The following is an 18,137-nucleotide window of genomic DNA, read 5'->3' on the forward strand; positions in this document are numbered from 1 at the left end:
AAAGGGGATGGAACAAATGAAAAACGAAAGAATCGAGAAGTTACAAGAAAGCTGGGAATTAGATGAGCGTTGGAAAGGTATCACACGTCCATATTCGGCAGAAGATGTAATTCGCCTGCGCGGGTCAATTGATATTGAACATACGTTAGCGCGTCGTGGTGCTGAGAAGCTTTGGACATCGCTTCATACAGAAGACTATATTAACGCACTTGGCGCATTAACAGGAAACCAAGCGATGCAACAAGTAAAAGCTGGGTTAAAAGCGATTTACTTAAGTGGTTGGCAAGTAGCAGCTGATGCAAACCTTTCTGGGCATATGTATCCAGACCAAAGTTTATATCCAGCGAACAGCGTACCTGCTGTAGTAAAACGAATTAATCAAACACTTCAACGTGCGGATCAAATTCAGCATATGGAAGGAAGCGATGATACAGACTATTTCGTACCGATTGTAGCAGATGCAGAAGCTGGATTTGGTGGGCAATTAAATGTATTCGAACTGATGAAAGGTATGATTGAAGCAGGTGCATCAGGTGTGCATTTTGAAGATCAATTATCTTCAGAGAAAAAATGTGGCCATTTAGGCGGAAAAGTACTACTACCAACGCAAACAGCAGTACGCAATTTAATTTCTGCACGCCTTGCAGCAGATGTAATGGGAGTGCCGACAATTATCGTTGCAAGAACAGATGCGGATGCAGCTGATTTAATTACGAGCGATATTGATCCTGTTGATAAAGCATTTATTACAGGAGAAAGAACACCAGAAGGGTTTTACCGTACGAATGCAGGTCTTGATCAAGCAATTGCGCGCGGTTTAGCGTATGCACCGTACGCAGACCTCGTTTGGTGTGAAACGTCAGAACCAAATTTAGAAGATGCAAAACGATTTGCGGACGCAATTCATAAGGAGCATCCAGGGAAGCTACTTGCATATAACTGCTCACCTTCATTCAACTGGAAACAAAAACTAGATGAAAAAACAATTGCAAGCTTCCAAAAGGAAATCGCATCTTACGGTTACAAGTTCCAATTCGTAACACTTGCTGGATTCCATTCATTAAATTACGGTATGTTTGAACTAGCACGTGGCTATAAAGAGCGCGGCATGGCAGCATACTCTGAACTACAACAAGCAGAATTCGCAGCTGAAAAACATGGCTACTCTGCAACACGTCATCAACGCGAAGTAGGAACAGGCTACTTTGATGAAGTGGCACAAGTGATTACAGGCGGAACTTCATCAACGACAGCGTTAAAAGGATCTACGGAAGAAGCACAGTTTACGAAATAAAAGGAAGGGGCACCTTTTTGAAAGGTGCCCCTTGTTATTTTCTAAACGATTCGAAAAGAGAGATTGAGTTGTCGGCAAAAAACGATACTAACTTTTCTTTATTACTAAATCAACTCCACTCAGCCCTATGATCACGAATAAACTTCATATCTTTCTCATAATGCTCTAGATGTCCTTCATCGATCATTCTTTGGAAATTCAAGTCGCCTTCTTGAGCTTTTCGTTTCATATATGTACATAACCCTTCTAATCGAAGCAACACCATTCCTAAGTAATCTTCATCCATATTTTTATCATAGGACTGAACGAACAAATTCACTCTCTCTTTAATACGATCTGCATGTTGCGATGAGTCATAATGAACGGCTTCACCGGATTCAGTATAATACACTCTACTTAAAGGCACACAAGTATAGAGTGTATAAGCGATATCCCATAGTCTTGGACCAGGAGCAGCAACATCGAAATCAATAATCCCTACTGGCTTCTTATTATTAAAAATAATGTTATATATGGCAAAATCATTGTGACATAAAACCTCAATGTTATTTGGAGTATGATCCATCGGTTTCCAATCAGCTAATAACGGAAAATCACTTACAGCATCATGGTAAAGGCGGAGCATCTTTGCTATTTTTTTTAATACATCATTAGATCGCATATATTCTTTTAAAGGATAATTGCCAGCTTCTCCTTCAATAAAGGATAAAATCTCTCTATCCTTTTCATCTACACCTAAAAACTTTGGAGCATAATGAAATCCTTTGTTTTCTAAATGTTGCAATAGCTTATGAATCTTTTCACTGTCTGGCTTTAACTCTCGCCGAACAGTATTTTTAGAACGATATACGCTTGAGACGTTTCCCCCTGTTAGCCTTTCTTCTTTAGCGTAGTTTGACATGTGAAAATTCCCCCTGTGATTAAAAAATCCAATTCCAAATAGTGAATAGACCAACAACGGCAGAAAAGAGAAGGGAAGCAAGCAATGCTAGACAGCCAAAAGGAACTAGCTTATCTTTCCATGTTTCTTTATACTCATAAATTAACTCCTCTGCTACTTTCTTCTGCACTGAAGATAAAGGTTGATCTTTATACAAACCTTTTATATGGTTAGAATCGCCTTTAAACTTTAAAGCACGTGCAATATGATGAGGACTATTTCCCATTGATTTTTCAAATAATAAACATGACTCATGCATAATACCTGTTTTATGCTCTTCTAGATACCAGTAACGTCCAGCCATTTCTGGATATTGTAATTTATAATAAATATCTCCGAGTTGTTTTCGAAGATGTAATTCATTTGGGTATGTAAAGATGAGGCCATGCAATCTATCTCTTGCTTTTCCAAGATTATTATTTTCAATATCCTCTTCAATTCTTTTTAATGTTTTTCTAGGAATTTTATTGGTCATAAACTCCTCCTTATTTAGAATAGAGATAATTATATTTTATAAGAAATACTAAAAATTAGAAATTCTATTTTCGAAAAAGATTGTACATTTTATTTTAATGTGCTATGATGATGTCAGTTGAATAGTTAAATTAAGCAATCCATATGTTATCAAGTGCTGAAAACGAACGAGAAAAAGTATGTGAGAACTAGTTTATGTTTCGTATTTGATAATGTGTGGATTCTTTTTTTAGACAGGAAGACTAAAAAATTTAAAATTTGTATTTTCTTAGGAGGAAATAATTATGGCAGTAACAGGACAAGTAAAATGGTTTAACAACGAAAAAGGTTTCGGTTTCATCGAAGTTCCAGGCGAAAACGACGTATTCGTACACTTCTCAGCAATCGAAACTGACGGTTTCAAATCTTTAGAAGAAGGTCAAAAAGTTAGCTTCGAAATCGAAGACGGTAACCGTGGACCTCAAGCTAAAAACGTAATCAAACTATAATTTTATAGTTGATGATGGAAAAAAGGATGGCTAATGCCATCCTTTTTTTGTTGTGGAGAAAGTTTTTTTAGAGCCTGTTTTTATATCTAAATCTCTTTTTCGATGTTACAACTGGTAAAAAATTATCTGGAATGCGTATTAGTTTCTGTAGAAGAATTAGTTCAGCAAGAGCATTTGCTGCGTATGATAGTAAATAACTATAAATTTGTATTCTCTGTTGAAATGGGGAAATCTTTTCCAGATAGACCTTGAGTAACATCTTTTTTGTTAGCGTTGTTGTTGGAATTTTGTACGTTTTGAGATGATGTTTCTAACAGTTGTTCTTGTTCCTTACTAGGGGTATTCAGAGCATCTGAGGGAATGCTATTAACCTGCTGATTTAATGGATTTTCTTTATCCATAGTATACAACTCCTTTTTAGAATTCGATAAAAAGCAATGTAATTATAAATAGCTACTTATATATATTGTGTTTTTGAATGACATTATATACAAAACTTATATTGCAAAGTTAACTAATTAACGAATTGTTAGTGATGGATAAAGATGTACAAATTTGAATTTTTTAATAAAAATTAAAAGCGGGTAACAAGTACAAATACTCTTTCTCATGTTTTATATAAGGATCATATTACAAATCAAAAAAGATGTAGAGAACCTTGGAAGAAAATATAGTCGTTTTTTAGGGGGAAGAAGAATAAATAAAATGATACTACAAATGTAAAAAGGCATTCCATAAAGGAAGGCCTTTTAATGTTCTTGCCCTGATTTTTTCTTCTCACGTTTTTTACATTCTGGACATTTTGATTTACGAAACGGTTTGGCAAAGAATAGCAGAATGAAAAATAAACCGAATATAATACTAGCTGAGTTTTTCACGATAATGACGCTACTATTTTTCATTTGAATCGATGGTTGGATCTCTTTTTCTTCCATAGTGGCCCTCCATATATTGGATTTACATTTTAATTATAGCAAAGTTAGTTGTTGTAATGATGTGAAATGAGGAATGGATAATAAATATTTATAGGTAGTATAAATGCTGTTTTTATAACTTTAAAATTAATTAATTTCTATATCGTGATTTTATTGTTTAACAAATGTTTGATAAATGATAAAAAATTGTAAAAAAGCGGAACTTGTAAGCTATTTCCTTTTCATAGATGCTAAAATTATATATGCAGCTGCTAATATAAATGGAAAAAAGGAGATAATGGAGTATGGAAAGTAAAGTGGAACGCTATGTCGAAAATTATGTTGTAACGAAAAATACGATGGCCTTACTTCCTGTTATTCTAAGTGAAAAGAAAATTGTTACGCGAGTCGTTGAAATGAATGATTCTTTTTTCGTATTTCAAAAACCTCTAGATATTATAGAAAGAAGTTGCCGCAAGCATGGCTCTAGTTTCTTAGGCAGAAAAGAAGGAACGAAAGAGTTAACTCATATTACACATAAAGCACCGATTGCGATTAGTCCAGCAGATCAACTTTATTTTTTCCCTACCTATTCTTACTCTAGAAAAGAGTGCGCTTGGTTGTCTCATTTTTATATTGAAAGTAATAAAGAATTAGAAGATGGAAATCTTATTATTAGATTTATAAATGGCTTTGCTGTGAAATTAGAAATATCAAAAACTAGTTTTGAAAATCAACAAAATCGTACAGCGAAATTACGTACTGAATATGAAGATCGTAGGAAAAAACAAGGGAATCCTTGTTTTAAAGAGGTCGATAAAAAAGAGGAATCAACATTAAGACCCGCTTATGAGAAGGTGTATTTTGTGAAGGAAGGCGAAGTGTGAAAGGATGGGGGAATCCCCATTCTTTTTTTGTTTGTCAGTCAGTCTTTGTAGATAAGGCGATATATTAGAAAAAACGAGTTGTAATTGATATATTTAGAAAATCACCAGTATAATTTCATTTACCGATAAAAACCGAAAAACAATCTAAATAACAAAATGAACGACACGTCCTGTCGAATATTGATAGATTATCATAGCTAAATAATGAAGGAATTCTTATGAAAGATATGGAAACTTTAATAAATACATCTCCGTATGTCGTATCTACCATTTCCTCTTTCATATAAGCAATGATACAGTAGGGATAGTATTTAGAGTAAAGGGGTAAAGTGTAGAATGGATTTTCAGACAATCAAAGAGTATTTTTCACCAGAAAATATGGATCATATTGTTGAGAGTTATAAAGCGTTCGGACCACTTCTTGGTATTGGTTTACCGATGATAGAGGCGTTGATTCCAGCATTACCGCTTATTGTATTTGTACTGGCGAATGCTGTTGCATTTGGCTTTTGGCTCGGTTTTCTTTATTCATGGCTTGGATCAGTAATGGGTGCATTACTTGTCTTTTTCATCATCCGCCATTTTGGTCGCAGTCGTTTCTTTTCGTTTGTAAATAAGCATGAGAGAGTACGAAAAGCAATGGGGTGGATTGAAAGGAAAGGATTCGCACCGATTTTTGTTATATTTTGTTTTCCGTTTACACCGTCAGCGCTAATAAATGTTGTCGCTGGTTTATCCCGAATTAGTGTAAAACAGTTTGGTCTAGCGTTAGCATTCGGAAAACTTGTGATGATTTTTATTTTAACGTATATCGGTCATGATTTAATGTCATTTATTCATAATCCAGTGAAATCAGTTATTGTAGCGATTGGTATTTTTATTTTATGGTATGTCGGTAAGAAAATCGAAGTAAAGTTAGAACTACATTAAGAATAGTCTTCTTTGTAAAGGAAAGCTTCAGTATTAAAGGATAAGGGGAGAAGCAGATGAAGAAAACTTTGAAAAAAGAAGGCATAGAGTGGATACGAACAATTTTAATTGGTGTATTATTAGCTGTATTTTTTCGAACGTTTTTCTTTTCAACGTATGTTGTAGAGGGGAAGTCAATGATGCCGACATTGCAAGATGGCAATATGCTAGTTGTAAATAAGGTGAGTTATCAAGTTGGGGACTTGAACAGATTTGACGTTGTGGTATTTCATGCGAATAAAAAAGAGGACTATGTAAAGCGGGTTATCGGTTTACCTGGAGATCATATTGAATATAAGCAGGATAAATTATATATAAACGGTCAATTTATTGATGAGCCGTATTTAGAGAAGTATAAGAAAGAGATAAATGGAAGGCAACTAACAGGCGACTTTACATTAGAAGAGTTAACGAAAGAAAAGCTGGTGCCACCCGGGTTTATTTTTGTAGTAGGTGATAACCGGCTCGGGAGCTGGGATAGTAGACACTTTGGCTTTGTAAAAGCTGATACAGTTGTCGGTAAAGTTGATTTGCGATATTGGCCAATTCAAGAGGTGCAAACGAATTTTTCAAAAGGTTGATATAATGAAGTAGAAGTATAGAAAAGACAAACAACTCAGTTTGTCTTTTTTCGTGTACTATAATACAATTATAGTAGCAAACTAACGTTCGTTATGTAAGTGAAAGGTGGGGTTACATGTCACTTCGATTTGTGATTGGTAGAGCGGGAAGTGGAAAAAGTACACTTTGTTTACGCGAAGTGCAAGAAGAGTTAAAACAACGCCCGAGAGGGAAAACAATATTATATCTTGTGCCAGAACAGATGACATTCCAGACGCAGCAGGCGTTAATTGGAAGTGAGGATGTAAGAGGTTCTATTCGGGCACAAGTTTTTAGTTTTTCACGATTAGCGTGGAAGGTACTACAAGAAGTTGGCGGAGCGAGTCGTCTTCATATTGATGAAGCGGGTGTACATATGTTACTCCGTAAAATTGTAGAGTCTCGTAAAGATGGATTATCGGTGTTCCAAAAAGCAGCGGAGCAAAACGGTTTCTTTGAACATCTTGGCAGTATGATTGCAGAGTTTAAACGTTACAATGTAACGCCATCTAACGTATATGAAATGTGGCAACAATTAGATGCGCATAGTAGCAGTGCCGAACAAAAGTTACTAGCGAATAAAGTGTATGATTTACAGTTACTATACGATGATTTTGAACGTGCTTTAATCGGAAAATATTTAGATTCAGAAGACTACCTACAATTGCTAGTGGAAAAGCTTCCGCAGTCTGAATATGTAAATGGTGCGGAAATTTATATAGATGGATTTCATTCATTCTCCCCGCAAGAGTTAGAGATTGTAAGACAGCTTATGATTTGCGGAGCGAGAGTTACGATCACGTTAACGATAGATGAAAAAACGTTAGCGCAGCCAGTAAATGAACTTGATTTATTTTATGAAACGACGTTAACGTATGAAAAAATCAAACAAGTAGCGCGTGAAGAGAAAATAGAAATTGAAAAAACAATTCCACTTATGGAACAGCCGCGTTTTCATTCTCCGGCATTAGCACATTTAGAAGCTCATTATGAAGCGCGTCCGAATGAAAAATTTAACGGTGAAGCGAGTGTAACGATTAGTACAGCTGCGAATTTACGAGCAGAGGTAGAAGGTGTTGCGCGTGAAATTCGTAAACTTGTGGCGGAGGAAAACTATCGTTACCGAGATATTGCGGTTCTTCTTCGTAATGGGGAAAGTTATTACGATGTGATGCGAACGTTATTTACAGATTACAATATCCCACACTTCATCGATGAAAAGCGTCCGATGTCACACCACCCATTAGTAGAATGTATTCGTTCTGCACTCGAGATTATTAGTGGGAATTGGCGTTATGATGCGGTGTTCCGCTGCGTGAAAACAGAGCTTTTATATCCATTAGACGTAAGAAAAGAAACGATGCGTGAAGAAATGGATGAATTTGAAAATTACTGTTTAGCGTACGGTGTACAAGGAAAGAGGTGGACTTCAGAGGATCCATGGATGTATCGCCGTTATCGTTCTCTTGATGATACGAACGGGATGATCACAGATAGTGAACGTGAAATGGAAGAGAAAATAAATAGGTTACGTGACGTTGTAAGAACACCTGTTATTCGCATGCAAAAAAGGTTAAAGCGTGCAGGAACAGTTATGCAAATGTGTGAAGCAGTCTACTTATTTCTAGAAGAGCTGGATGTTCCGAAAAAACTAGAAGAATTACGTATACGTGCAGAAGAAAGTGGAGATTTCTTATTTGCGACAGATCATGAACAAGTATGGGAAGAAGTAATGAGCCTTCTTGATACGTTTGTAGAGATGCTTGGTGAAGAGAAAATGTCTCTTTCTATGTTTACGGACGTTATGTCGACAGGTCTTGAGGCACTTCAATTTGCTAACATTCCGCCGTCATTAGACCAAGTGTTAATTGCTAATATTGATCACTCCAGGTTATCTGACGTGAAAGCAACGTTTATTATAGGTGTAAATGAGGGTGTTATTCCAGCAGCACCTATGGACGAAGGTATGCTTTCTGATGAAGAAAGAGAAGTTCTTGGTGCAGCAGGGATTGAATTAGCGCCAACGACGAGACAAACTTTGTTAGAAGAACAGTTCGTTATGTATCAAATGGTAACGAGAGCATCTGAGAAGTTATATATTTCATGCCCGCTTGCAGATGAAGAAGGAAAGACGTTACTTGCGTCTAGCTTTATTAAGAAAATAAAAAGAATGTTCCCTAATGTGAAAGATTCATTTATTACGAATGACGTAAACGATTTATCACGTTCAGAACAAATTTCATACGTAGCAACGCCAGAAGTAACGTTATCTTACGTTATGCAGCAACTACAAACGTGGAAGCGATACGGATTTGAAGGGAATTTAGACTTTTGGTGGGACGTATATAATTTCTACGTAACTTCAGATGAATGGAAACAAAAAAGTAGCCGCGTCTTATCAAGTTTATTCTATCGAAATCGTGCGAAGAAACTAAGTACAGCAGTAAGTAGAGATTTATACGGAGATATAATTAAAGGAAGCGTCTCTCGTATGGAACTATTTAACCGTTGTGCATACGCTCATTTTGCGCAGCACGGTTTATCGCTTAGAGAGCGTGATATTTTCAAGCTTGATGCGCCGGACATCGGCGAATTATTCCATGCGGCATTAAAGAAAATTGCGGACAAGCTATTGCGTGAAAACCGTACTTGGGCGGATTTATCCATAAAAGAGTGTGAGCATCTTTCTGTTTTAGTAATAGAAGAAATCGCACCGTTATTACAACGACAAATTTTATTAAGTTCAAACCGTCATTTCTATTTAAAACAAAAACTACAACAAATCATTTTCCGTACGTCAATCATTCTTCGTGAACATGCGAAGTCAAGCGGATTCGTACCAGTTGATTTAGAAGTGCCGTTCGGTATGGGTGGTACAGGCTCACTTCCGCCGATGGAATTCTCATTACCAAATGGTGTGAAGATGGAAGTTGTCGGCCGTATTGACCGTGTTGATAAGGCAGAAGATGAAAACGGGACGTTCTTACGTATTATTGATTATAAATCAAGTTCAAAAGGGTTAGATTTAACGGAAGTGTATTACGGATTAGCACTTCAAATGTTAACGTATTTAGATGTTGTTACTTCGAATGCGCAGACGTGGATGAAAAAAGGTCACGCAGCATCACCAGCTGGTGTATTGTATTTCCATATTCATAACCCAATCGTTGAGATGAAAGGTGACGCATCTGAAGCTGAAATTGAAAAAGAAATTTTAAAGAAATTTAAAATGAAAGGACTCGTATTAGGAGATGCTGACGTTGTTCGTTTAATGGATAACAAACTTTCAACAGGAAGTTCAGATATTATTTCTGCTGGCCTGAAAAAAGACGGTAGCTTTAGTGCGCGTTCAAGTATTGCAAGTGAGCAAGAGTTTAATGTACTGCAAAAATATGTACACCATACGTTTGAAAATATCGGAAAAGATATTACAGAAGGTGTTATCGATATTGCTCCTTATAAAATGGGAAATAAAGCAGCATGTACGTTCTGTAACTTCAAATCTGTTTGTCAATTTGATGAGTCACTTGAAGATAATCAGTTCCGATCGTTAAAAGATATGAAAGATAGCGAAGCGATGGAGAAAATAAGAGAGGAGGTTGGCGGAGAATGATAGAAAATTGGCCTAAAAAACCAGAAGATAGTCAATGGACAGATGACCAGTGGAAAGCTGTTGTAGCGAACGGGCGTGATATTTTAGTTGCGGCTGCAGCTGGATCAGGTAAAACAGCAGTATTAGTTGAACGTATTATTAAAAAGATTATTAATGAAGAGAATCCAGTCGATGTCGACCGCCTGCTCGTTGTAACATTTACGAATGCAGCGGCGCAAGAGATGAAAAACCGAATCGGGGAAGCGTTAGAAAAGGTATTAATTGATGAACCAGGCTCTCAACACGTAAGAAAGCAGCTGAGCCTATTAAATAAAGCTTCCATTTCAACAATTCACTCATTCTGTTTACAAGTAATTAGAGGATATTACTACATGCTTGATGTTGATCCTCGTTTCCGTATTGCTAATCAAACAGAAAATGAATTGTTAAAAGAAGAAGTGCTAGATGACATATTAGAAGAAGAGTACGGAATCGAAGATAATACAATCTTCTTTGAACTTGTTGATCGTTATACGAGTGACCGTAGTGATGATGACTTACAACGTATGATTTTAGCGCTTCATACAGAGTCAAGAGCGCATCCAAATCCGGAAAAATGGCTTGATAAATTAGTAGAAGCATATGACGTAGAAGGAAAGACAATTGAAGATTTAGTATATGCTTCTTATTTATTAGAAGATGTGAAATTCCAGCTTGAAACAGCGGAACAGCATATTCGTAAGGCAACTGAACTCGCAATGCTTCCTGACGGTCCAGCGCCTCGCATTGAAACCCTGCAAGCAGATCTAGCTTTACTTGGAACGCTATCATCAGCTGCTCATGAGTCGTGGACAAGTTTGTATGAAGCGATGCAAAACGTATCGTGGCAAACGTTAAAGCGTATTAAGAAAAGTGATTACAATGAAGATGTTGTAAAACAAGTAGACTCTCTTCGTAATAAAGCGAAAGATGAAGTGAAGAAATTACAAGAAGAGTTATTTAGCCGAAAACCTGAAAGTTTCTTACGAGATTTTCAAGATATGCACCCAGTATTAGAAAAGCTTGTTCAACTTGTAAAAGTATTTACAGAGCGTTTCCAAGCGATGAAGCGAGATAAAGGAATGGTCGATTTCACAGATTTAGAGCATTTTTGTTTACAAATTTTAAGTGAACAAAGTGAAAATGGTGAAATGAATCCGTCAGCAGTTGCGCTCCAATATCGTAATAAATTTGCTGAAGTATTAGTCGATGAATATCAAGATACGAACTTTGTACAGGAATCTATTATTAAATTCGTAACGAAAGATTCTGAGAGTGAAGGAAACTTGTTTATGGTTGGTGACGTAAAACAGTCGATTTATCGTTTCCGACTAGCCGAACCAGGACTATTCCTAGGAAAATATAAACGCTTCACACAAGAAGGATTGGGCGGTGGAATGAAGATCGACTTAGCGAAAAACTTCCGTAGTCGTCATGAAGTACTAGCAGGTACGAACTTTATCTTCAAACAAATTATGGGTGAAGAAGTCGGAGAAATCGACTACGATGCAGACGCTGAATTAAAGTTAGGTGCTACCTATCCAGAAGGTGAAGATGTAGCGGCAGAACTACTGTGCATTCAGCAAACGGAAGAAGAAGTAATAGACGGTGAAGAAGGTGCAGAAGTCGAAAAAGCACAGCTTGAAGCTCGTCTTATGGCGCAGCGCATTAAAGCGATGGTTGATTCAGGTTATGAAGTGTATGACCGTAAAAATGATAGTATGCGCCCAGTACAATACCGCGACTTCGTTATTTTACTTCGCTCCATGCCGTGGGCACCGCAAATTATGGAAGAGTTAAAACTACAAGGAATTCCAGTATATGCAGACCTTGCGACTGGTTACTTTGAAGCGACAGAAGTAAATATTATGATGAACGTATTCCGCGTTATTGATAATCCGATGCAAGATATCCCGCTTGCAGCAGTACTTCGTTCACCGATCGTTGGATTAAATGACGAAGAACTTGCGACGCTTCGTGCTCACGGAAAGAAAGGGTCATTTTATGAAGTAATGAGCTCATTCTTAAAAGGGGCACCACTTGAAGAGGAGCAAGAACTTCATGATAAATTAGAGTGGTTTTATAACTTACTGCAAGGATGGCGTGAATTCGCGCGCCAACAATCACTTTCTGATTTAATTTGGAAAGTGTACGGTGAGACAGGTTATTACGACTTCGTTGGCGGTTTACCAGCTGGAAAGCAAAGGCAGGCAAACTTACGCGTACTATATGACCGCGCAAGACAATATGAAGCAACATCATTTAGAGGATTATTCCGTTTCTTACGTTTTATTGAACGTATTTTAGAACGCGGTGATGATATGGGTACGGCGAGGGCCCTCGGTGAACAAGAAGACGTTGTTCGCATTATGACGATTCATAAAAGTAAAGGGTTAGAGTTCCCAGTTGTATTTGTAGCTGGACTCGGTCGTCGTTTTAATACACAAGACTTAATGAAACGTTTCTTATTGCATAAAGATTTCGGTTTCGGTTCGCAATTTATCGATCCGCGTAAACGAATTAAATATACAACATTATCACAGCTTGCGATTAAGCGTAAAATGAAAATGGAATTAATTGCGGAAGAAATGCGCGTACTATACGTAGCATTGACGCGTGCGAAAGAGAAGTTAATTTTAATTGGAACAGTTAAGGATGCAAATAAGGAAATGGAAAAATGGCTTGATGCGAGGGAACATAGTGAATGGTTATTACCAGATCATATACGTGCCGGGGCGTCTTGTTATTTAGACTGGATTGCACCTTCATTATATAGACACCGTGATAGTGAAATGCTTCTTGAATTAGGACAAGGAAGTATTCCAGATGAAATTTACGGGTATGACACGAGCTGGAAAGTAGAAGTTGTGGATGGTAATACGCTACTTGCACCAGAGCCAGTTCAAGAAGAAAAACAAGAATTGTTAGAAGCGCTTCGTGAGAAAAAGGCTGTTCCCCTGCAAAGTGAACGGAAAGAAGAAGTGTACGACAGATTAATGTGGAAGTACGGATATGAGGATGCGACATCTCATCGTGCAAAGCAATCTGTTACAGAAATAAAGAGAAATTATCAATCTGAAGAAGGTAGCGATAACGCCTTTATTAAAAAACTACGTGCACCAATTAAAACACGTCCGCGCTTTATGGAGAAAAAAGGGTTAACGTACGCAGAGCGCGGAACAGCAGTCCATGCCGTTATGCAGCATGTTGATTTGAAGAAGCCGATTACGGTTGAAGTTCTTCAAGAGCAAATTGCTGGAATGGTAAATAAGGAATTATTAACATTCGAGCAGGCGGAAGAAATAGCGATTGAAAAAGTAATTTCATTCTTTGACAGTGACTTAGGTAAAAGGGTATTAGCGGCGAAAAGCGTTGAGCGTGAAGTACCATTTACGATGATGCTTGCAGCAGAAGAAGCATATCAAGATTGGCAAGGGAATAGCGGGGAATCGATTCTTGTCCAAGGGGTTATCGACTGCATGATTGAAGAAGAAGATGGTATTACGCTAATCGATTTCAAAACAGATACGATTGAAGGGAAATTTCCAGGCGGATTCGAACAAGCGAAACCAATTTTAGAAGATCGATATAAAGTGCAGCTTTCGTTATATGCAAAAGCACTGGAGAAAAGCTTACAACATCCTGTAAAAGAGAAATGTTTATACTTCTTTGATGGGAATCACGTTGTAAATATTGAAGAATAGAGGGGCTTGAAAATGGTAACGGAAAAAACGTTAAGAACTTGTGAACAGGGACACGAGTACTATAAAAGTAGCGATTGTCCAACTTGCCCAGTCTGTGAGAAAGAGAGAAAACCAAAAGAAGGTTTTCTCTCTCTTCTTTCAGCGCCAGCAAGAAGGGCATTAGAACACCATGGAATTCAAACTGTAGAAGAACTCTCAAAATATAGTGAAAAAGAAATATTAAAATTGCATGGTATGGGACCTGCATCTTTGCCGAAGCTTAGGAGGGCTTTGGAGGAGAGCGGGTTATCATTTAAATAAAATGAAATAGTGCCTCTTCACTACTTACTTGTTTATACCACTATTTGTGGACAGTAAAGCTCTTGCTTATTAAAATTTTATTTTAATAATTTTGAATTAGATAAAAGAAAAAAGTAGGAGATATTCTCCTACTTTTTTTACGCTGTTCCAATCTGATCTTGATCTGCCACATCAGAATCAAATGTATTCGTTGCACTAACACCGTTAAACGTATTCACGACAAACCCAACATTGGAAGCTCCAGATCCGTTATAGGCTTTCGTGTTTTCTTTCGGAGATACGTTATAAAAATCTCCTAAGTTGAAAGAGCCGTTACTGTTTTGCACGACGAGATTTCCTACAACCGAAGGCATACCATCCACCTACTTTACTAAGCTTTTTAATTACTATATGAATTATTGTGCGGAAGGTTCATCCGTAATATATTGGCGGATTTGTATAATACGAGAGTTATTAAAACCATAATCAACATTTCCAATTTGAAAGCAACCAGAATTTAAAAGTGTGCGTAATTCAACGTTATTCACTTCAATAAAAGGGCATTCATTTACAATGTTTAATTTTACATCTGTCGTTCGTTTTGGAATTGTAATGTGTTCATCTGTAAAGATTTCAAAAGCATCAAAGCGACCTTCTCCCCGTATATAAAAAGGAATTTCACGGTGGACGGCAATAGCTCTACTTTTTAATTCCATTTGGTTTGCATCTCCAACTTGAAATACAGCAGCAATCCCTAAAGAAATAATAGAAACATTTTGGACAATAGACACATGATGCAACATAATTTCTCAGTCTCCTTAACCTGGAGTAGGAGGGACATCTGTTACTAATGGTACAAATGGACCCTCTGTAACTGTTTCAAATGGTGTATCGAGAATAGAAGATAGAATGAGGAGATTTGCATCTCCAATTAAAAAGAGTGCGGACGACGATACACCGTTCATTTTAATCTGTCCGACTTTTAACTCACGGTTTACAACGTTAAGGTTCATACATACTTACTCCTTTCGGAAATTTCCCGGTATGTGCTGAATAAAGGAGAGAAAGGCTTTGTCAATATCTTGTTTCATTGCCTGAATAATGATATCTCGTAAATAATCTGGATCTGTTGAAATACCTTCATATGATTGCGCTTGTGATAAATAATAAGGGAGTCGATGCTCCATCTGTTTTTTTATGTCATCCACCATCATTTGTCGATACATTTCATCAAGCGGTGTTTGCTCTTCTTGTTCAAAATGGAGAATACGATTATATGCTTCTTCATCTAAGTATCGATGCATTTCTTGGAGGATACCTTGATAAAAGTCTGGGTTTGTTTCGGTTTCAGGGTTTACCTTCAATGTTTCTGTATCCACTTGAAAATCTTCAATTTGTTGTCCTTTTGCTGAAAATGGGTTTAAACCAATATTTAAAGTACCATTTAAATTTTCGACTTTTAATTGATCGAATTTGTATTCCACTTTTCCTACAGAAGAGGAGGGGCGATTTTTTAATTCGTTAAGCTCTTCTTGGAGTTGGCGCACTTGATCTTCTAAATTCAGGATGGCTGCTTGTTGTGTTTGAAGAGCTTGTTGAAGTTGGTGTAAGTAAGTATATATATCTTGATTCATTTGTGAAACCTCCTTTTCAATAGGGAGGGTAAAAATATTCCTGCTATATATTTATGACAAGGATGTCTTAAGAAGAACTAGTTGATGGTTTGATAGAAATAATTTGTCCTTTCGCTTGTAATGGGCGAAGCGGCTCCGTAAATCCGCCCGTATTTGAAAATTTAGATAGGGCTTTAATACTTCCGGCAGTACCAATTTGGAACACAGAAGAGGTTGTAATGCTATCAATTTTAATGCTGTTAATGATGATGCTTTGGTTTACGTAAAAATTCAATACAATCGCCCCCTTTAAGTTGAACCAATTATCGCTTGATCGACGACATCTGAATCGTTGACAGTCGTTGCACTTTGATAATTGTAGACAGAAACGTTATCTCCAACATTAAAAGAGCCGGCCCCGGCGAAAGCACGTGAGTAACTAATAGGCCTAATCGCAAATACATCTCCAATATGAAAAATACCACTTGATCCAATATTGACGATACGAATATGTCCGACCATAGCTGGCATACAAAACACCCTTCGTTTTTAAAATTTTCTTTTCTACTATTGTATGGGCGTTTCCAATAAAATGTGTATTTTTTTGAAATAAAAGAAACACACGCATTATTGCGTGTGTGTTTTGAACGTTTGATTAGGGTGTAAATCCGTATGTACATGACAAATTACATTTAAGAGCCTGTCCAGTTCTTGGCTACAATCCACTGTTTTTTGAGAAGTCATTCCATAGCGTTCAGCAAAATAAATCATTTTTTCACGTTTTTTTTCAATCGCTTGCTCAAACATTGAAATCGGCTCCATCTCTAAATGAAATTTTTAGTATATATGTAGTACATATTATACAAAAACTTCATAAAAAAGAAATGCATTCGCTAAAAAAAGTAAAATTTCTACATTTTATGCCAAATGATAAAGGGTAACGAATAGGGTATGAGAAGAATATTGTAAAAATTAGCGTGCATGAGAAGGTTTTTTTCTTACGGATGCGAATACAATTAAAGGGCATGAGTTTTAGGATGGAGAGTGGAAATATTGCGTTTTGTAACGGCGAAGAAAGAAGAAAAGGTATTTGTAGGTATTGTGGATGAAGAAGAAGAAAAGGTATTACACTTAAGAGAAGCGCAAAGACAAAAAGGGGAAAAGGTTACAATCCCTATTACAATGTTAGAGTGTATTGAAAGAGGGACTGAATGCTTTGAGAAAGTATGTGAAATTGTAAATTGGGCAAAAGAGAACGGGGAAGCGGCGTATTATCCGTTAACAGAGGTGAAAATATTAGCACCGATTCCAAGGCCAAGAAAGAATATTTTGTGCGTTGGAAAAAACTATCGTGAGCATGCGGTAGAAATGGGCGGAGTAGAGTCTATTCCAGAAAATATAATGATTTTTACGAAAGCACCAACAACAGTTATTGGCATAAATGAGCAAATTAATGGTCACCCTCATGCAACGGACGAACTAGATTACGAAGGAGAATTAGCTATCGTTATTGGTAAGCGAGGGAAACAAATTAAAAAAGAAAAAGCGCTTGAGCATGTTTTTGGTTATACGATTATCAATGATGTAACAGCTCGAGACATTCAAAGAAAACATAAACAGTTTTTCCTTGGGAAAAGCTTCGATACATTTTGTCCGATGGGACCGTATTTAATTCATAAATCGGTGGTTAATGCGCCGAATGCATTACACATTGAAACGGTAGTAAATGGAGAAGTAAGGCAAACTTCTAACACAAATAAAATGATTTTTTCAATAGAAGAAATTATTTCAACGATAAGTAAAGGAATGACTTTAGAACCAGGCGATATTATCGCAACAGGAACCCCAGCTGGTGTCGGAAAAGGTTTCACACCACCGAAGTTTTTACATGCTGGTGATGAAGTGGTTATTACAGTAGAAGGAATTGGTACTTTGCGAAATGTAGTGAAGTGAAGAAAAGAGCTATCTTGTTAAAAGATAGCTCTTTTTTATGGCCTTGGGTTATAGAGGTAATCAATAACGGAAAAAGTGTAAAGACCAATGAATGTAAGTGTGCAAATGCCAAATAGTATAACCGTAAGTGCGCTTTTTTCTCGTCCAAAACCAATGATAGTAAGAATAACAGCAGTCCAAAATGATGCTTTCAGTAGTGTGAATGTAGTAGGAGTTGAGTGGTGAGTAAGCCATGTTGTGGAAAGTAGGAAGCCAAAGAATGTAACTAAAATAAAAGATGTAGCTAAATAGTTAATATGTTTACCATGTTTACCATATCTTAATAGCATATCGCACCTCCTTTATGATTTTAAAATACAGAAAATTACAAATTTATCTTAATATAAATGAA

General features: G+C 36.8%; 21 protein-coding genes. 9 read left to right on the forward strand and 12 right to left on the reverse strand.

Going from position 1 to position 18,137, the window contains the following annotated elements:
* The first annotated feature begins 16 nt into the window (after positions 1-16).
* Entirely contained in the window at positions 17-1,294 is a 1,278-nt protein-coding gene (gene aceA / locus HMPREF2590_RS11830) for an isocitrate lyase (RefSeq protein ID WP_000787346.1), read from the forward strand.
* A 109-nt stretch (positions 1,295-1,403) separates the two neighbouring features.
* Here aceA and HMPREF2590_RS11835 read toward each other — a convergent pair whose 3' ends face one another.
* Together HMPREF2590_RS11835 and HMPREF2590_RS11840 are read right to left on the reverse strand one after the other, a co-directional pair.
* Positions 1,404-2,195 (reverse strand): phosphotransferase, encoded by a 792-nt coding sequence (locus HMPREF2590_RS11835; RefSeq protein ID WP_003312665.1) that lies wholly within the window; start codon positions 2,193-2,195, stop codon positions 1,404-1,406.
* Between the two features lie 19 nt (positions 2,196-2,214).
* A complete protein-coding gene (locus HMPREF2590_RS11840; protein ID WP_000182395.1) occupies positions 2,215-2,709 on the reverse strand; it encodes a DUF6584 family protein in 495 nt (164 codons plus the stop codon).
* 283 nt (positions 2,710-2,992) lie between these two features.
* Here HMPREF2590_RS11840 and cspA point away from each other — a divergent pair, with 283 nt between their 5' ends.
* The gene (cspA, locus tag HMPREF2590_RS11845; RefSeq protein WP_000301518.1) at positions 2,993-3,196 is read left to right on the forward strand and encodes an RNA chaperone/antiterminator CspA; all 204 of its coding nucleotides are present in this window, start codon (positions 2,993-2,995) and stop codon (positions 3,194-3,196) included.
* Positions 3,197-3,393: 197 nt separating this feature from the next.
* Here the strand turns inward: cspA and HMPREF2590_RS11850 are convergent, their stop codons facing one another.
* Both HMPREF2590_RS11850 and HMPREF2590_RS11855 read right to left on the reverse strand, forming a co-directional pair.
* Entirely contained in the window at positions 3,394-3,597 is a 204-nt protein-coding gene (locus HMPREF2590_RS11850) for a hypothetical protein (RefSeq protein ID WP_000356922.1), read from the reverse strand.
* Between the two features lie 348 nt (positions 3,598-3,945).
* The gene (locus HMPREF2590_RS11855) at positions 3,946-4,131 is read right to left on the reverse strand and encodes a hypothetical protein (protein WP_000391372.1); all 186 of its coding nucleotides are present in this window, start codon (positions 4,129-4,131) and stop codon (positions 3,946-3,948) included.
* Positions 4,132-4,415: 284 nt separating this feature from the next.
* Between HMPREF2590_RS11855 and HMPREF2590_RS11860 the strand changes: the two genes are divergently transcribed.
* From HMPREF2590_RS11860 to HMPREF2590_RS11885, 6 genes are all read left to right on the forward strand, one after another.
* Positions 4,416-4,997 (forward strand): competence protein ComK, encoded by a 582-nt coding sequence (locus HMPREF2590_RS11860; protein WP_000444439.1) that lies wholly within the window; start codon positions 4,416-4,418, stop codon positions 4,995-4,997.
* 336 nt (positions 4,998-5,333) lie between these two features.
* Positions 5,334-5,927, forward strand: a complete 594-nt coding sequence (locus HMPREF2590_RS11865) for a TVP38/TMEM64 family protein (RefSeq protein ID WP_000347517.1) — start codon at positions 5,334-5,336, stop codon at positions 5,925-5,927.
* 56 nt (positions 5,928-5,983) lie between these two features.
* The gene (lepB, locus tag HMPREF2590_RS11870) at positions 5,984-6,547 is read left to right on the forward strand and encodes a signal peptidase I (protein WP_000751910.1); all 564 of its coding nucleotides are present in this window, start codon (positions 5,984-5,986) and stop codon (positions 6,545-6,547) included.
* A gap of 116 nt (positions 6,548-6,663) precedes the next feature.
* Positions 6,664-10,179: a helicase-exonuclease AddAB subunit AddB gene (gene addB, locus HMPREF2590_RS11875; protein WP_000058599.1), complete on the forward strand. Its 3,516-nt coding sequence runs from the start codon at positions 6,664-6,666 to the stop codon at positions 10,177-10,179.
* Complete coding sequence (gene addA, locus HMPREF2590_RS11880; protein ID WP_003312670.1) at positions 10,176-13,901, forward strand: helicase-exonuclease AddAB subunit AddA; 3,726 nt, start codon at positions 10,176-10,178, stop codon at positions 13,899-13,901. The genes addB and addA overlap by 4 nt, the downstream gene beginning before the upstream one ends.
* Before the next feature lie 12 nt (positions 13,902-13,913).
* Positions 13,914-14,201: an RNA polymerase alpha subunit C-terminal domain-containing protein gene (locus HMPREF2590_RS11885; RefSeq protein ID WP_000255727.1), complete on the forward strand. Its 288-nt coding sequence runs from the start codon at positions 13,914-13,916 to the stop codon at positions 14,199-14,201.
* Positions 14,202-14,338: 137 nt separating this feature from the next.
* On the opposite strand, the gene gerPF is transcribed toward HMPREF2590_RS11885, so the two are convergent.
* The 7 genes from gerPF to HMPREF2590_RS11920 form a co-directional block, all read right to left on the reverse strand.
* Positions 14,339-14,554, reverse strand: coding sequence for a spore germination protein GerPF (gene gerPF, locus HMPREF2590_RS11890; RefSeq protein WP_001141566.1), 216 nt, complete (start codon positions 14,552-14,554; stop codon positions 14,339-14,341).
* Between the two features lie 42 nt (positions 14,555-14,596).
* Positions 14,597-14,983: a spore germination protein GerPE gene (locus HMPREF2590_RS11895; protein WP_000902319.1), complete on the reverse strand. Its 387-nt coding sequence runs from the start codon at positions 14,981-14,983 to the stop codon at positions 14,597-14,599.
* 15 nt (positions 14,984-14,998) lie between these two features.
* Positions 14,999-15,193, reverse strand: coding sequence for a spore germination protein GerPD (gene gerPD / locus HMPREF2590_RS11900; protein WP_001052807.1), 195 nt, complete (start codon positions 15,191-15,193; stop codon positions 14,999-15,001).
* A gap of 6 nt (positions 15,194-15,199) precedes the next feature.
* Entirely contained in the window at positions 15,200-15,814 is a 615-nt protein-coding gene (gerPC, locus tag HMPREF2590_RS11905) for a spore germination protein GerPC (protein WP_001070759.1), read from the reverse strand.
* A gap of 67 nt (positions 15,815-15,881) precedes the next feature.
* A complete protein-coding gene (gene gerPB / locus HMPREF2590_RS11910) occupies positions 15,882-16,088 on the reverse strand; it encodes a spore germination protein GerPB (protein WP_001012508.1) in 207 nt (68 codons plus the stop codon).
* A gap of 14 nt (positions 16,089-16,102) precedes the next feature.
* Complete coding sequence (gene gerPA / locus HMPREF2590_RS11915; protein WP_001111188.1) at positions 16,103-16,324, reverse strand: spore germination protein GerPA; 222 nt, start codon at positions 16,322-16,324, stop codon at positions 16,103-16,105.
* 96 nt (positions 16,325-16,420) lie between these two features.
* Positions 16,421-16,600: an aspartyl-phosphate phosphatase Spo0E family protein gene (locus HMPREF2590_RS11920; RefSeq protein WP_000462841.1), complete on the reverse strand. Its 180-nt coding sequence runs from the start codon at positions 16,598-16,600 to the stop codon at positions 16,421-16,423.
* Between the two features lie 246 nt (positions 16,601-16,846).
* On the opposite strand from HMPREF2590_RS11920, the gene HMPREF2590_RS11925 reads away from it, so the two are divergent.
* Entirely contained in the window at positions 16,847-17,746 is a 900-nt protein-coding gene (locus tag HMPREF2590_RS11925; protein WP_001213075.1) for a fumarylacetoacetate hydrolase family protein, read from the forward strand.
* A gap of 35 nt (positions 17,747-17,781) precedes the next feature.
* Here the strand turns inward: HMPREF2590_RS11925 and HMPREF2590_RS11930 are convergent, their stop codons facing one another.
* Positions 17,782-18,075: a hypothetical protein gene (locus HMPREF2590_RS11930; RefSeq protein WP_000926853.1), complete on the reverse strand. Its 294-nt coding sequence runs from the start codon at positions 18,073-18,075 to the stop codon at positions 17,782-17,784.
* Between the last annotated feature and the right edge of the window lie 62 nt (positions 18,076-18,137).

The organism is Bacillus sp. HMSC036E02, assembly GCF_001836235.1.
GTDB lineage: Bacteria > Bacillota > Bacilli > Bacillales > Bacillaceae_G > Bacillus_A > Bacillus_A cereus.